Origin of the sequence: Bacillus pseudomycoides DSM 12442, from assembly GCF_000161455.1 — a bacterium.
In the GTDB taxonomy this organism is placed as follows: domain Bacteria; phylum Bacillota; class Bacilli; order Bacillales; family Bacillaceae_G; genus Bacillus_A; species Bacillus_A pseudomycoides.
Genome location: NZ_CM000745.1, coordinates 5,401,210 through 5,415,287, shown reverse-complemented (window position 1 = coordinate 5,415,287; position 14,078 = coordinate 5,401,210). Strand labels below are relative to the sequence as shown.

Here is a 14,078-nt window from a genome sequence, read left to right as displayed (position 1 = left end):
CCTTCTGTCGGAAAAAGATAAATAAAAAAGACCTAGCTTGGTAAAGATAGATAGCTAATAAGAGTATCTAGTTCTCAAGAAGCCCCCACTTCAAACAGTCCGTAAGGACGTTAAGTAGCGGGTAGTTCACAGAAGTTATTGAGTAAGTTATTGGTAAGCAAGAATGATTTTGTAGATATGAAATTAACAACATTCACAACTAAATTTCTAGAAATGACTGAAATAGATAATGAATTAGATTCAAAAGAAACACATTTTTTCTTGCTGTATGTGCAACTTTGGGAACCAACAACAGAGTTAAATGAAGAGATGCATCAATATAACATGACATTGACAACTTCTCCCCTAACAAGAAATGAATCATATAGAACCAAACAAATGAACAAAAAAGATACTCAGGATAAGCTGTTTCAGGTATTAAATGAAAGTAATTTAGCAGTATAAGTATTATTAATGTAATGCTATTACAGCATTGCATTTTTTGTTATCAATAATAAGGAGTTTATATAAGTTTTATATATAAGCTTTATATGTAAGTCCTATATAAACTCCTTATTATATTAATATTGATATAAAATTGATATGTTAAAGGTTAAACTCCTTTTATATTAAGGTTTTATTATACGTTGTATAAATAAAATGTATATATACAGCGTATAATAAAATGTGTTATTTAATATGTGAGTTTCATGTTAACGTATTGTGCTGTTTTTGGGGCTTAATATAGTAATGATAGTGAAATCTATTCTATTAAGAGCTTAGAATGTGAATCACATGAAATATAAGATTAATATATTATATATACACTGTATATATACGTTGTATAAATGAAAGCTTGTGAAATAAAGGGTTTTCTAATAATGGAATTTATAGGTTCTATATATAAGTTTTATATATAATGACTTGATATACGCCTTATAATGATGTACTATGTTTCTAGGAATAATTAACCAATGGTTTAAGGGGGGGACAACTTGAACGAGGTTTTAAGCGAGAAGTATCAAACGATAAAATTTACAGATGAAGTAGTGAACATGTTCGCAGATATTCTTGAACAAGATGAGATACTATATAGTGTATTTCTATACATAGGAAACATCGTTAATAAACAATTTCAAGAAACCAAATACATGAGGGGCATATCAATTAATGAAATAGTAGAAAATGTAGTCATAGATAGGAGAGTAAAGAAAACAAAAGGCAAATCTTATTCATTAGAGGTTGAACGCACAAATATATCAAGACGTTCAGCTGAAATAAGTGTTAGTACACTATCATCAATGTCTTTAATCTATGAAAAGTCTATGCACCCGTATAAATTTTTAATCTCAACTTATAGAGGACAACAAGTACTTATTGAGTTAGGGAAAAGAAAAAAAGTAAATAAGTAAATAAGGAGAGATAAAATAATGGCGAAAAATTTCTTGAAGAATGAAGTAGCAGTTAAGATGACGATGGTTGGTTTTGGTCAGGCTGGTACTAGAATGGTAGATAAATTTGCTGAATATAAACATACAGATGGAACATCAGTATATAACTGCTTAGCATTAAACAGTAATGATGGAGATCTAGCAGAACTAAAAAATGTACCAAAAAGCAACCAAGTTTCACTTAAATTAGGTGGTTTAGGTAAAAATCCTGAGCGTGCAGTAAAGGTACTTGAATCAAATGATGAGGCAAAAGAAAAATTAAAAGATTTTATCACGGAACGTGTAAGACCATCTGATGAACTTGTGTTATTCTTTGCAGGCTTAGGTGGAGGAACAGGAACTTCTACAATTATTAAGGCGATTGAAGAGTTTTCCGCTTTTCATAACAAGCCTGTAATTAGACAAGAATTACAAAAAGTTGCACAACAATACCCTATGGCAGAGATAAAAGCAGATCAAGCAAAATTTGCGAGAATCGCTTTTGAAAACGCTATTGAGCGTAAAGATTTTATTAAAATGGGGATTGTTGTAACACTTCCAGTAAGAGCAGATGGACCTGATGTACTAAGACAAGTTAATAAATTTTCTCAGGAGATTTGGAAATTAGCTAATGATAAATCAAAAGGTGTAGCGTTTGTAGTATTTGCTGATAATCAGCACTTTTATGATGAATTTAAAGAGCTAAATGAAAATGAGAAAAAAGGTATTGCCAATGCACGTGATTATGCAAATCAACGTATTAGTGAAATTATTCATGAATTAAATACAGCTGCAAATGGATCTGGAACATCTGTAATACTTGATTCTCAAGACTTTAAACGTATTTTACTTGAGAAAACAGGTTGTTTAGTAATTAATAAGGTTTCACGTAATATGAACCAGATTGAAAATAGCCATGCAATTGTAGAAATGTTTAAAGAATCATTAAGAGGAAGCTCTTTCCATCATCCAATTGATTTAATGAAAAAGAATAACGATGGTTCTGTTGAAGCATCAAAAGTGCATCATTTTGGTATGCTTGCTATCCTAGATGAACAAAAAAACATTGATGATTCCTTCATGGATGATGCTAAAGTAGAAGTCTCAAATAATTTACCTATAAACGGTACTGTTTTTAATGGATATTTAGTAAGTAAGAATGATTTCTTGGGAAGTGTATATACGTTTTATAAAACTGATGCATTACCATCAAGATTATCTAAGGGATTAGTTGAAGAGTTTAATGAATTTAAAGAGAAGCAAAGTCAAATTCAGTACAAAAAGTCTCAAATTAGTACGATAGAAAGTATAGATGAGGATGAGGACTTAGGTTTTGCCTTTGGTGATTTTATCGATATGGGTAGTGACGAAGAAAATACAGAAGCTGGAGCCAATGAAGATGCTGAATTAGCGGACTTTTTAGATCCAGATAAGATGTTTGGTACTACAAAATAAGAAAAAGTCTGGAGCTCGCTCCAGACTTTTTCTTATTCCACCGTCGTATTCATGAGAGATTTCATATAATCAATGATATTATCATGTATGTACTGCTCAATGAAGAGTTGCTTTTTAGCTAAATCTTCTTCTTTTTTAAACCATCCTACCTTTTTAATACGTTCCTCATCAGGTTTGCTATTCCAGAGGCCTTCTGCTTGCTTTCTTAATTCCTGGCGTGCTCTATGTTCAATAATGAAATTATCTAGTCTTTCTTGACGTTGACGTATCTTTAAAGCTTCTGCATCTTCAGGTTGTGGTAGCTGTTTTAATATATTTTCTATCTTCTTTTCATACTGAGATTCAATATTTTTTATTTTTTCTTCTATTTGCGTATTTACCATTTTTTCAATGATTTCTGCAGTTGCTTGAAGGTTTAATTGGGTAGATACTTCATTTGCTTGATTCTCTAATGGTACTGGTCTTAAATCATATTGATGTGGTAAAAGTTCAATAATAGCATCTAAAGACCACTTCTCATCTCTTTTTTGTTTTATAAAAAGAGCGATTTCAAGATCTAAAGTGTTATAGAGCTTTTCGTTTGTGTTATGGGTTCTTAAAGTTTCATGTAGCCCTTTTTCTTCTAAAATATTGAACCAATTATACACTGTGTTATGGTGACGTCCGACTAATTTAGAGAATTCTGTTATCCTCCATGCCTTTTCAAAAACATTATCGTTTAATATATCATCATCGCTTTTTTGATCAATCATTGTCCTACCTCCTTGAAAAAATCATCAAATACACACTTGAATTAACATTAACATGTGGACTGAAATCAACATGTTAATAGTTATCTCGATGATATCAATGTAAATACCTAAGTTAGTAGGTATTTACATGAAATGTGAGATTAACATATAACCAAGAGTGTATTAACAAAACATTGACTATAAATCTACAATTTGTTTAGAACGTCAATGTTTTGTTAACTAAAAACATATAAATATCAATGTTATATTAATGATAATAAGTATATTTTGCACTAGAAATGCGGCTTATAGTTGCCATGAGATTAACATATTAAATTGCTTATTATTAATGATAAGGAAATATAAGTGTTTTGTAAACATATTATGAGGATATATTGACTGCGTTCTGTGGAAAATGAGAAAAGTAGGTTATTAAATTCCAATTTCAATTTAAATGTATAAAAAGATACAAAAAGGCAATACTACTAATGTGATGATGCTAGTAGCTAAATAATACTAGTAAGTTATTGATCCTTTAATCTTTTAAATAGAGTTAATGTTTCTCTAGCCCTGTTATTCTTATAGAAGTGATATGAATAGTATGTTTCCTGTTATGATTAGTATTGATTTCATTGTTTATTTTATATAAAACTGCAAGAGTATTTTGTTATGATATAGAATTTAGTTGGTTCAATATATCTAATTTACCACTAGTAAGCTTATATGAAGCGCACAAAATATTATGCTCATGCACAGATAAGTGTTTATATGTAATTGAATATGGATAATGTTTAGCTTATAGCGCGAACTTAACTGTTGTTTATAGGATGATTTAAGCAAATTAGAGAGATTGAGATTGATATGTTAGATGCTGGGGCACTCTATTATCTCAAACACCTTGAAAACAGACATTAACATGAAATATGAAATTAACATGTAATGAAGAGTATATCAACAAGACATTACTATAAAAACAAAATATATTATAATTGTTAATGTTGTATCAACTAAAACTACATGCACATCGATATAACATTGATGATAGTGAGTTAATTATGTATTAGTAAAACGACTTAAGATTACTATGAGATTAACAAAACAATCTGTACAGTATTTATAAAAAGAAAAATAGAGATTTATACATAAAATATGGATGATATTAAAACTTTGTAATAACATTAAGCTGGATACGAATTGCTACGCTGATAATATAGTCTTCTTCCTTGGTGATATTAATCTTTAATTATGTCTTATCACAGTAAAAAGAATCGATCCAGTGCTTCTAGAATCAAGTTAGATGTGAAATTTCATAAATAGTATATTTGTGTATGGTAAGCATTTTTACGCACTTGAGTACTAAATATTATTCAGCCGGTGGATTGAATTTTATTTTTGTATATATAATTTAGGTTCATTAGAGAGAATGACATTAACATGAAATATGAAATTGATATGTAATAGAACTGATATTAACAAGACATTAACTGTAGTAATGAAAGCCTCTTTAGTTGTTAATGTTATATCGATTATAAGTGTATAAATATCGATGTTTTTCGTTCTGTGGAAATTATATATAGTTGATTCTTGAGTCTTCATTAAAATTTAAAGTGATTCAAAACAGTATTTGATAATGATTTGTACGTTTTATAGTTTATTTAAACGAATAGCAGTAATCTACCAGAGGTTATTTGTAGGGAATGGTTAACACTTTTTTATTTAGTGAATTATTTATAGAGGATCTGTGAAGGTGTTTTCTTTTTTACAACTATATATACTTTACAAGGGGCTATTCGTTTTATAGTTTTTTTCGATCAGTGCTAATGGCCTATGATTTATTAAGAGTTTAGAAAAAATATCCTTCTATTAATATACTCATTAACTTTAAATCAATATTAGTTTAATAATTAAGTTACTGTTGATATGAAATTAACATTTTTATCTTTGTTTCCGTTAATATGTTAATGTCTGTTGATATGTTAATGCTAATTATCGTGCTGTAATCAGTGAATTTGTTTACAAGACATTGATATTTTGTGAATTATTTCTCACTTAACACCTTTGTGTTTTTTTGAAGTGAAGGTTTCTTGGAAAACAGATATTTGTAAACTATTAATACTTATTTTCTCCAATCGTATGTGTAAATATAATCGATTAGTTGAAGAATTTTGTGTATTAGAGATTGAAAGAAAAATGTAACTTGTTTACATAAAAATTATTATGGTTTATTTTCAATAAATAAACTTAGTATTTAAACTTATAATTTACATACTTAAGGTGGATGTAATTGAGAGAGGAACACGCATTGCGCAAGACTTTATAGTGCCAGTAGAAACAGCGTACTTTGTAGAAGTGAGAAGAACTAAATGGGCGGATCAATACAAAAGTGAACACTTAATCCCGAAACAAGCATACTTAGATAACGGATGGTGATGAGAATACAGATGCGGAATCCCACAATACAAAGAAGATACAATTGATATTGGAGATATGGTGTATTGCGAGAAGTGCAAGGAGGAATCCAAAATTAAAAAGAGCAGCTAGCAAAAGCTAACTGCTCAACTCCAAGGCATCTCCAAAAGGGGGACGGAGAAAGAAATTTAAATGGGTTTCGGCATACAGCATATCTACATTATTGACGGAATATTGGGATTTATTCATGGAGAGAAATTTATTATACATAAATTAAAATCTCTTTTATTAATAGTATCATTCCTATAAAGAGTAAGAATTCAATTGAAATTAAAAATCCATTTTTCTTGGGCTTTTTAAACTCCTTTACTAAGGAGAAAATTGAACTAATTGCTACAAATGTAAAAAGAATAAGTCGTATTATATCTGGCATTTTCAACACTCCTAATATTCGAAATGGGTCAATCAGGTTCTGGAACAGAAAAAAGTCAAGTGTCCCAAGGCGAGGCAGGCGGTGGCGCTTCGTCCTTGCAAGATGAAATTAAATCATCCGGTTTTGATAAAGATGCTCAAAATGGAGAACATGGAACTTCAGCTAATCCAACAAAAAATACAGCAGGTGAAGCCAAGGGTTCTAATTCTCAAGGGATTACACCTCCTCAAAGTAAGGGGAATTCAGAAGGGAACACAACTCGTGCGAATGGTGGAAGTGGAGCGCCATCAAGTGCGCCAGGAGGATCTCAACCAAGTAGTAGTGGAGTACCATCAAGTACAACAGGAGGATCTCAATCAGGTGGAAGCGGAACACCATCAAGCGCACCAGAACCTTCTCAACCAAGTCATAGCGGAACATCTTCAAGTGATGAAAATTTCTCTGGTTCATCTCGTCCGGTAGATACGGCACCAAGTTCTACAGAGGATATTCCAGCAACGCAAAGAGAAAACCGTACGATTGGTCAATATGCAAAGGATCGTCTCTCTAATGCATTTCATAATTCTCCAACAGTACAAAAGACAAGACGTTCTTATCAGCTTGGACAAAATACAGGAGAGGGCTTGCGAAACAAACGCAAAAATAAGAATGAAGGGCAAAATACAAATCAAAATCCACCCAAGAATCGTAGAAAAGATGCATAGATTACAACACAGTAAGCATACATGGAATGCTTATTTTTTTCGCTTGAAAAGGAGGAAATGAAAATGGCAAACTATCGTATTCCAAAAGAAATACGAACGGAATTGAAAATCAACAAAGTGTTATATCTTTTTGATCTCTTGTTCATTATAGGGCTTGTGGTTTTCACCATGACAACCAAGCCCTTGGTTCATCCGATGTTTCAAATTCCCTATTATATTTTTATGTTGATTGTAGGTGTCCTTTTAATTGTTCGTCCCAATACCAACCCACAAAAACGGATGTTTGAGGTGCTGTTTATTATGTTAGCTAGAAAACGTTCTACGTATTGTGCAATTGACCAGGAACAAGACTAAAGGAGGAAATGGAATGGCCTTATTCAATGAAAAAGAAATGAATAGAGGAGTAGAAAAGAAGAGTAAAGCCAAGACGTCCCTGGAGTTGCCAAAGCAAGAAAAAAAGCCAGGGGGAGTCGTAAAAATCAAAGGATTTCAGGAAAAGAAAGAAGCACAACCAACGGTTGCTCCTTTGAGAGAAGAAGAAATGCCGGTAAAGAAAAAGAAGAAAAACTTGATGCAACATCTTGGAAAGAAGAAAGATGTTGTGAAAAAAACAGCGAGGATTGACGAGGATTCGGGAAGCAAAGGGAAGACGGAAAAAAAGAAAAAAATCCAAAAAGAAAGAGAAGCCACCTCATATCAAAAAGAGTATTGCTGAGGTAATTCCGATTATTGATATGACGGAATCGGGTGTCTTTGAATTTCGAGAAGAACAAGGTTTTGTAGATATCTTACAGATCCAAGGTATAGATATCTATTCGATGAACGAGGAAGAGGCAGAATATGCGATTTATCATCTTGCACACTATTATCAATCATATCAAGAGTCCATCAAGATTGTATCGATGAATTTTCCAGTTTCTACGGAACCGCAACAACGTTTTCTACTGAAGAAAATTGAAACATGTCAGAATCCGCTATATGAACGCTTTCTCGTACAAAAACTGAAAGAACTTCAGTATTTAGAATGGGGGCGCACAAACCGGGAGTACTTTTTATTCGTGTATGGTGAGAACGAATTTGTTGTGAAAGAACGAGTGGAATCGTCAAAACGGTACTTGCAACGATGCATCCCATTGTTAGAGATGGAAGAGGAAAAGAAGATAGAAATTTTATATAAATTGCATAATCAAAATTCAAAAATTGGTACGAAAAAATAAGAAGAGGTGATGAACGTGTCTGTATTTCAGTTTTTTAAGAGAAAACAAAAGAACGAAGAGAAAAAAGAAAAGAAACAAATCAATAAGGAATTGGTTGCCAAGATTCAGCCACAAGGGGGGATTAAATTCCAAGAAGTATATGTTCAAGGTGGAGATGGATTACAAACCTGCATTCATGTATATGGGTATCAAACAACGGTAAATGATTTTTGGTTAGAACCAATCATGAATATGCCAAATGTTATTACAACGCTTGATATTATCAGTGATAGCCGAAAAATTGTGGTTGAATCGATTAATAAATCAATGGCAGAACAAAGCGTTCGCCATGCGAACGCTAAAGATAATATTGAGCGAATTGAAGCGGAACAACAGTTTAGTGAGTTAGAAACGTTATATCAGCAAGTATCAAAAGGCGAGGTGCTGAAGCGAGTACATTTACGCATTTATATTTCAGCACGAACGATGGCAGAGCTAGAAAAACAAGCAAAAGAAGTCATGGAAACAATAGAATCTTATAATTTTAGAGGTGCCATATTCCTAAATGAACAAGAACATGAATGGGCTTCTATAACATCAAGTTTTAAGATGCAGAAGAAATATATTAATAAACGAAATGGGAAAGAAATACCAGCTCTTGCTTTAGCAGGGGGATTCCCATTTCACTTTACATTTCTAAATGACCCATATGGTATTTACTATGGCACAACCAAGACAAAGGGGAGTGTCATTTTTGATTTGTTCCATAAAGATAAACAACGTAAAAGTTAAAATGGCGTGGTTATCGGAAAGATGGGTGCGGGTAAATCTACTTTACTGAAAAAAATCATGAGTGATAATGCAATGAAGGGGTATAAGATTCGAGGCTTTGATATTACAGGTGAGTTTGAAGATATTGTGCAAGAGTATAACGGGAAGCAAATTGCATTAGATGGATCGCAAGGACAAATCAATCCACTCCAAGTATATAAAACGGCTGAAACAGAAGAAGTATCCTTTACTCAACATCTATCTAAACTTAGTATCTTTTATCGTTTTATTGCACCAGAAGCAAAGGATGATGAAATTAAAGAATATGAGAATTTACTTCGTAAAATGTATGTGGAAAAGGAACTGTGGAATGATGAACCAGGTGCGGAAAATAATATTACAGGTTTGTTAGCGAACGAGTATCCTATTTTCTCAAATTATTTGTATCTTGTTCGCACAGAACTATATGAAGATATAGAAAAGGGAATTCACCGTTCTAATGTCAGCGATACTCGTAAGAAACGGTTAGAGTTGATTGAATTAAATCTAATCAATTTAGTAGATAATTTTGGACACTTATTTAATGGCATTTCAACGATAGACGATTTCTCAAAAGAGAAAATCGTCTTTTTTTCATTGCGCCACCTGATGAGTTTAAAACCGGAAATCTATCAAGCTCAGATTTTCAGCGTTATGAACTTGATGTGGGATGAGATGTTAGAAAACGGAAAGCCACAGTGGAAAGCCTTTGATAGAAAAGAAATACAATTTGAAGATGTCATTCGGTATCTCATCATTATGGATGAAGCTCATCATTTAATTAATACGAGTGAACGAAGTCAACATGCGGTGCAGTTCACGATCAAGTTTAGCCGAGAAGCTCGAAAATATTTTGCAGGCATTGTATTTGCGAGTCATTCGATTCGTGACTTTGTTCCAGAGGATGCTAGTTTAGCAGCAGTAGAAGAGATTAAGAAGCTATTTGAATTAACACAGTACAAATTCATTATGCAATAAGACAGCAACAACCTAGATATTGGCTCGAAGTACGATGCAAGAAATATTAAGGAAACATTGACTGAATATCTAATGGAAACACTTCAATTGGAATTGTCACAAGAAAAAACGCTTATTACCCATGCTTCCGAAAAACATGCAGGATTTCTCGGTTACAACATTCGTATTTTTAGAGGAAGTGAACCTCGAAAAGATGCGATTGGAAGAGTATGTAGATACCTTAATGGAAAAGTTCAATTGAAAATGCCTCACGAAGCTTGGGTCAACAAGTTAAAGAAATACCAAGCTATTAAAATGAGTGCCGATGGCACTTGGATGCCAAAAGAAAGAGGGTACTTCATTCATAATGAAGATTTAGAGATTGTCGCTCAATATAACAGTGAAATAAGAGGATTGTACAACTATTATCGGCTAGCAGAAAACGTGAGCAATCATATGCATCGTTTTGCTTACTTTATGTATTACTCTATGCTAAAAACATTTGCATCTAAGTATAGAGTTAAAACAAAAGAGAATCGAAAACGCTATGAGAAAAATAGACGATTTACTGTCACATATAAAACATCTCGAGGAGAAAAGCAAACCCATTTTATTGAACGTAGTTTTCCCCGAGAGAAACAGTCAAAAGAAGCGACCTTGGATTTAATTCCAGATACAAAATATGTGCTAAGTGAAACGAAACTCTCTGATCGAATCAAAGCAGAACAATGTGAGTTGTGTGGGAAAACTAATACCACAATTCATATGCATCACGTAAAGAGATTGAAAGACATTAAAAATAAGCCGAACAAATCCTTTCTAGAGAAACGTATGGTTTCAAGGAATCGTAAAACCATAGCGTTATGTAAAGAGTGCCACGTTAAAAGGCACAAAGGAGAAGTCTAGCAGGAGACAGATGGAGAGCCGGATACATTGAGAGATGTAAGTCCGGTTCGGGGAGGAGCACTTGAAAACCTACTACAGTAATGTAGCAAGGCGTTGGGTGCTTACTCTACTTATATGTGGATGCCGTGTTGAAATATTATATACCTGGTGCACCAGTAAATGGCGGTGGAGGGAGCGCAGGAGGCGGTTCTTCTGGCTCGCAAGTTGCCGATGTAGGGCGTCAATGGATTGGACGTTCTACGTATGTATTTGGTGGTGGACGTAACACAAATGACATTGCAAGAGGGATTTTTGATTGTAGCAGTTTTGTACGTTGGGCATTTGAACAGGTCGGAATGAATGTGAGTCCAATGGGAGCTGTAAGTACAGAAACCTTAAATAAAATTGGTACACAAATCTCACCAATGGAAATGAAAGCTGGTGATGTTATTTTCTTTGATACGTATAAACATGACGGTCATGTTGGAATTGTAATTGACCAAAATACTTTCATTGGTTGTCAAACGAATAAAGGTGTCTCAATTGAAATTGTATCGAATCCATACTGGGCTAAAGTGTTTAAAGGACATGTGAGACGTTATTAAAACGATAACAAAACTGGATAAGAGATTACAAGTTAAGGAGGCGGAATCAGTGAGTGAAACGAATGAAAAAGATAAAAGAAAAGTCTGGTTTTTAACGCTTGCGATTGTCATTGCAGGCGTTACTTTTTTGAACATCTTTTTGTATTATCGTAACGATGAGACGGGTGATGTAAAGCAATTAAAAATTCGTAATCAGGTGTTAAAAACTGAAAATGAAGAGCTGAAAAAGAAGGTGAAAGAAACACTTCCTTCAGAACAGGAACAAGAGCGATTATCATATCTTTCAGCGGTAGAAAAGTTTATTCAACTATCATTTCATCGAGAAAAACAAGGATATGAAGGGCGAAGAGAACAAGCAAAAAAATTAATGAAGGATGAAGTGTTTCAGCTTTTTTATCCAACGGATACATTTGAAATGGGAGACACATATATATCTAAGCCATCTGATATGAAGTTATACTTACAAGCCTATAGGATTGGTGCTTCACAGGTAGAAGTCGTTGCAGAATTTCAAAATACAGTGACGATTGGAGCGAATGGGACAACAGATAAAACGAAAAATGTTATGAAAGTAACGGTGCAAAAAAATCAAGAGAGTTGGCAAGTAACCAATGTAGAAGAACTAGCGGTTCAGCTCGTTACATCTTAAAAAAAGTGAGGTGTTGAGTAAATGGAAGTTGTAAATAATAGTGTGAATTTAAGACGTAAAAAATCATGGATATACGGTTTAATTGTTGGATTTATGTTTGTTGGTTTTTTCGGTTTTTTTACTTCGAAATTATATTTACCCTATGAAGAACCGGTCTATCATACAGAGTTGAAAAAGCCGGTTACGTTATTTGGAAATCGAACAATGACGATAGAGAAAAGAGCATATGATCCAGCTTCCCATACAATAGAAATGTTTCTTCATGTAGAGGGAGGAGATGGAGAACACTATCAATTTCAAGCACAGGAAAAAGCAAATCCAAATCTTCAATTACCAGTAAAAGTTGTGTATCAGGATGATAAAAATTTGGTTGTACAAGTGAAAGAATTATCATCAAAATGGCAAGCAGTTGCACTTGATGTATTTGAAAAAAATAATCCAGATGTGACAGTAGAAACGAAGCAAAAGACAGAAAAAGAAAAGGAAACTTCAAAGGAAGATGAAAAGCAAACGTTCTTAAAATCCTTCTTCTCCGACCAAAAGAAAACAGAAATAGAAGAGGGCATTTCACAAAAGAGTAAAGGTACGTATACGAAAGTGTTTATCGGTATGGAACAAAAAATCTTAAAAGATAAAGTAAAACAGTACGATGAAGTCATGAAGCAAGAAAGCTCTAAACAAACACAGTGGCAAGAGCAAATCACAGAATGGAAGAACGATTCTAAGTACCAAACTGAAACAGAAAAAATGGAAACCGACGCAAAAATCAACTCAAAAGAAACGAATATTAGCCAGTCAAAAGAGAAGGTTGAACTATATAAATGGGAGCAAGGGCAAGTCAGAGAAAAGATTAAAAAATTAGATGAGAAGGCAAAAGATGTAGAGCATTCGTGAAAAAAGTTGGGTCGACCATGACTCAACTTTCTATGTTTACGACTCCACCTCGAGTCAACCTGAGCAGAAAAGTGACTCGACCGTGACTCAACTAGAGGGGGATTTGAGTCGACCTCGACTCGACTTTTCGGAGTTCTTCTTGTTCCCACGGTTTTGCTAGGCTTTGCCTAGCTTCACACCCTAGGTGGGAACAAAAACCCCTTATGCTCTTCTCACTATTTTTAGTGGAGATCCCAAATTTGGAGGAGGAAATGAAAATGGAGATAAGAGTTCGAAATATGAATCCAATTGCGGTGAAACGAATTGATGAAATTGCAAAGGCAAAAGGACTTTCAAGAGATAAATTCTTACAAGGGAAACTTGAAACATTAGCATTCTATCGTGAACAACAAAATCGTGAATTGTATCTTCAACAGTTGCTAGAAAAAAATATCTATGCGATGGAAAGTTGTTTCGAAGCTGTAAAAGAAATGAATGCCTTTTTACAAATGATGACGCAGGATGATGAGGTATGAGCCAAACTCCTTCACAAGCAACGGTGACGCCTGGTGTGGTGACAGTGTCTCGTTTTGTTACGGCAGATGGAAAGACATTTCAGGATTATGTGGAGTACGTTGACCGAGAAGATGCGAAAAGAGAAGGGGAAGCACATGAGAAAATGTTTTCTCTGTATCAGGATTATATGGGAGATGCAGAGAAGACATCTTCGCTCTTCACAGAGCATAGTAACGGTTTAAAGGAAAATGAAAAGAAAGACCTAAAAAAGATGTTTCAGCTCGCTCAAAAAAATAAAAGTATTATGTGGCAAGATGTCATCACTTTTGATAATGACTGGCTCGCTGAACATGGCGTGTACGATCCTAGAACACGTACTGTAGATGAAACAAAATTAATGGATGTCACCCGGTTAGCGATGAAAGAAATGTTAAAAAGAGAGAAGC

11 protein-coding genes and 4 pseudogenes are annotated in these 14,078 nt (G+C 33.7%); 13 read left to right on the top strand and 2 right to left on the bottom strand.

Features of this window, described 5'->3' with window-relative positions:
* Positions 1–177 precede the first annotated feature (177 nt).
* From BPMYX0001_RS27440 to BPMYX0001_RS27430, 3 genes are all read left to right on the top strand, one after another.
* Positions 178–444 carry a hypothetical protein gene (locus BPMYX0001_RS27440; protein ID WP_006097441.1) on the top strand — a complete coding sequence of 89 codons (267 nt, stop codon included), beginning with the start codon at positions 178–180 and terminating at the stop codon, positions 442–444.
* A 530-nt stretch (positions 445–974) separates the two neighbouring features.
* On the top strand, positions 975–1,391 hold the full coding sequence (locus BPMYX0001_RS27435; RefSeq protein WP_006097440.1) for a hypothetical protein: 417 nt from the start codon (positions 975–977) through the stop codon (positions 1,389–1,391).
* A gap of 18 nt (positions 1,392–1,409) precedes the next feature.
* A complete protein-coding gene (locus BPMYX0001_RS27430; RefSeq protein WP_006097439.1) occupies positions 1,410–2,864 on the top strand; it encodes an FtsZ/tubulin family protein in 1,455 nt (484 codons plus the stop codon).
* Positions 2,865–2,896: 32 nt separating this feature from the next.
* Here the strand turns inward: BPMYX0001_RS27430 and BPMYX0001_RS27425 are convergent, their stop codons facing one another.
* Both BPMYX0001_RS27425 and BPMYX0001_RS33455 read right to left on the bottom strand, forming a co-directional pair.
* A complete protein-coding gene (locus tag BPMYX0001_RS27425) occupies positions 2,897–3,616 on the bottom strand; it encodes a MerR family transcriptional regulator (RefSeq protein WP_006097438.1) in 720 nt (239 codons plus the stop codon).
* 2,650 nt (positions 3,617–6,266) lie between these two features.
* Positions 6,267–6,437 carry a hypothetical protein gene (locus BPMYX0001_RS33455; RefSeq protein ID WP_006097436.1) on the bottom strand — a complete coding sequence of 57 codons (171 nt, stop codon included), beginning with the start codon at positions 6,435–6,437 and terminating at the stop codon, positions 6,267–6,269.
* A 59-nt stretch (positions 6,438–6,496) separates the two neighbouring features.
* Here BPMYX0001_RS33455 and BPMYX0001_RS27410 point away from each other — a divergent pair, with 59 nt between their 5' ends.
* The 10 genes and pseudogenes from BPMYX0001_RS27410 to mobL all read left to right on the top strand — a co-directional run.
* Positions 6,497–7,141 (top strand): hypothetical protein, encoded by a 645-nt coding sequence (locus BPMYX0001_RS27410; RefSeq protein ID WP_139358629.1) that lies wholly within the window; start codon positions 6,497–6,499, stop codon positions 7,139–7,141.
* 63 nt (positions 7,142–7,204) lie between these two features.
* Positions 7,205–7,495, top strand: a complete 291-nt coding sequence (locus BPMYX0001_RS27405; RefSeq protein WP_033798162.1) for a DUF5592 family protein — start codon at positions 7,205–7,207, stop codon at positions 7,493–7,495.
* A 13-nt stretch (positions 7,496–7,508) separates the two neighbouring features.
* A pseudogene (locus tag BPMYX0001_RS29815) lies at positions 7,509–8,358 on the top strand (hypothetical protein).
* A gap of 9 nt (positions 8,359–8,367) precedes the next feature.
* A pseudogene (locus BPMYX0001_RS29810) lies at positions 8,368–10,125 on the top strand (VirB4 family type IV secretion system protein).
* A gap of 18 nt (positions 10,126–10,143) precedes the next feature.
* A pseudogene (locus BPMYX0001_RS27390) lies at positions 10,144–11,010 on the top strand (group II intron reverse transcriptase/maturase); the annotation flags it as partial.
* Between the two features lie 110 nt (positions 11,011–11,120).
* Positions 11,121–11,594 (top strand): annotated as a pseudogene (locus tag BPMYX0001_RS27385) (C40 family peptidase); the annotation flags it as partial.
* 49 nt (positions 11,595–11,643) lie between these two features.
* Entirely contained in the window at positions 11,644–12,243 is a 600-nt protein-coding gene (locus BPMYX0001_RS27380; RefSeq protein WP_006097427.1) for a hypothetical protein, read from the top strand.
* A gap of 21 nt (positions 12,244–12,264) precedes the next feature.
* A complete protein-coding gene (locus tag BPMYX0001_RS27375; protein WP_006097426.1) occupies positions 12,265–13,137 on the top strand; it encodes a hypothetical protein in 873 nt (290 codons plus the stop codon).
* A gap of 257 nt (positions 13,138–13,394) precedes the next feature.
* Positions 13,395–13,652, top strand: coding sequence for a hypothetical protein (locus BPMYX0001_RS27370; protein WP_033799480.1), 258 nt, complete (start codon positions 13,395–13,397; stop codon positions 13,650–13,652).
* The coding region (gene mobL, locus BPMYX0001_RS33450) for a relaxase MobL (RefSeq protein ID WP_033799479.1) at positions 13,649–14,078 on the top strand (430 nt) is incomplete at its 3' end. The genes BPMYX0001_RS27370 and mobL, both read left to right, overlap by 4 nt.

Coding starts and splice junctions, on each gene's coding strand:
- BPMYX0001_RS27370 (WP_033799480.1), top strand. CDS start 13,395: ATGGAGATAAGAGTTCGAAATATGAATCCAATTGCGGTGAAACGAATT.
- BPMYX0001_RS27440 (WP_006097441.1), top strand. CDS start 178: ATGAAATTAACAACATTCACAACTAAATTTCTAGAAATGACTGAAATA.
- BPMYX0001_RS27405 (WP_033798162.1), top strand. CDS start 7,205: ATGGCAAACTATCGTATTCCAAAAGAAATACGAACGGAATTGAAAATC.
- BPMYX0001_RS27375 (WP_006097426.1), top strand. CDS start 12,265: ATGGAAGTTGTAAATAATAGTGTGAATTTAAGACGTAAAAAATCATGG.
- BPMYX0001_RS33455 (WP_006097436.1), bottom strand. CDS start 6,437: ATGCCAGATATAATACGACTTATTCTTTTTACATTTGTAGCAATTAGT.
- BPMYX0001_RS27425 (WP_006097438.1), bottom strand. CDS start 3,616: ATGATTGATCAAAAAAGCGATGATGATATATTAAACGATAATGTTTTT.
- BPMYX0001_RS27430 (WP_006097439.1), top strand. CDS start 1,410: ATGGCGAAAAATTTCTTGAAGAATGAAGTAGCAGTTAAGATGACGATG.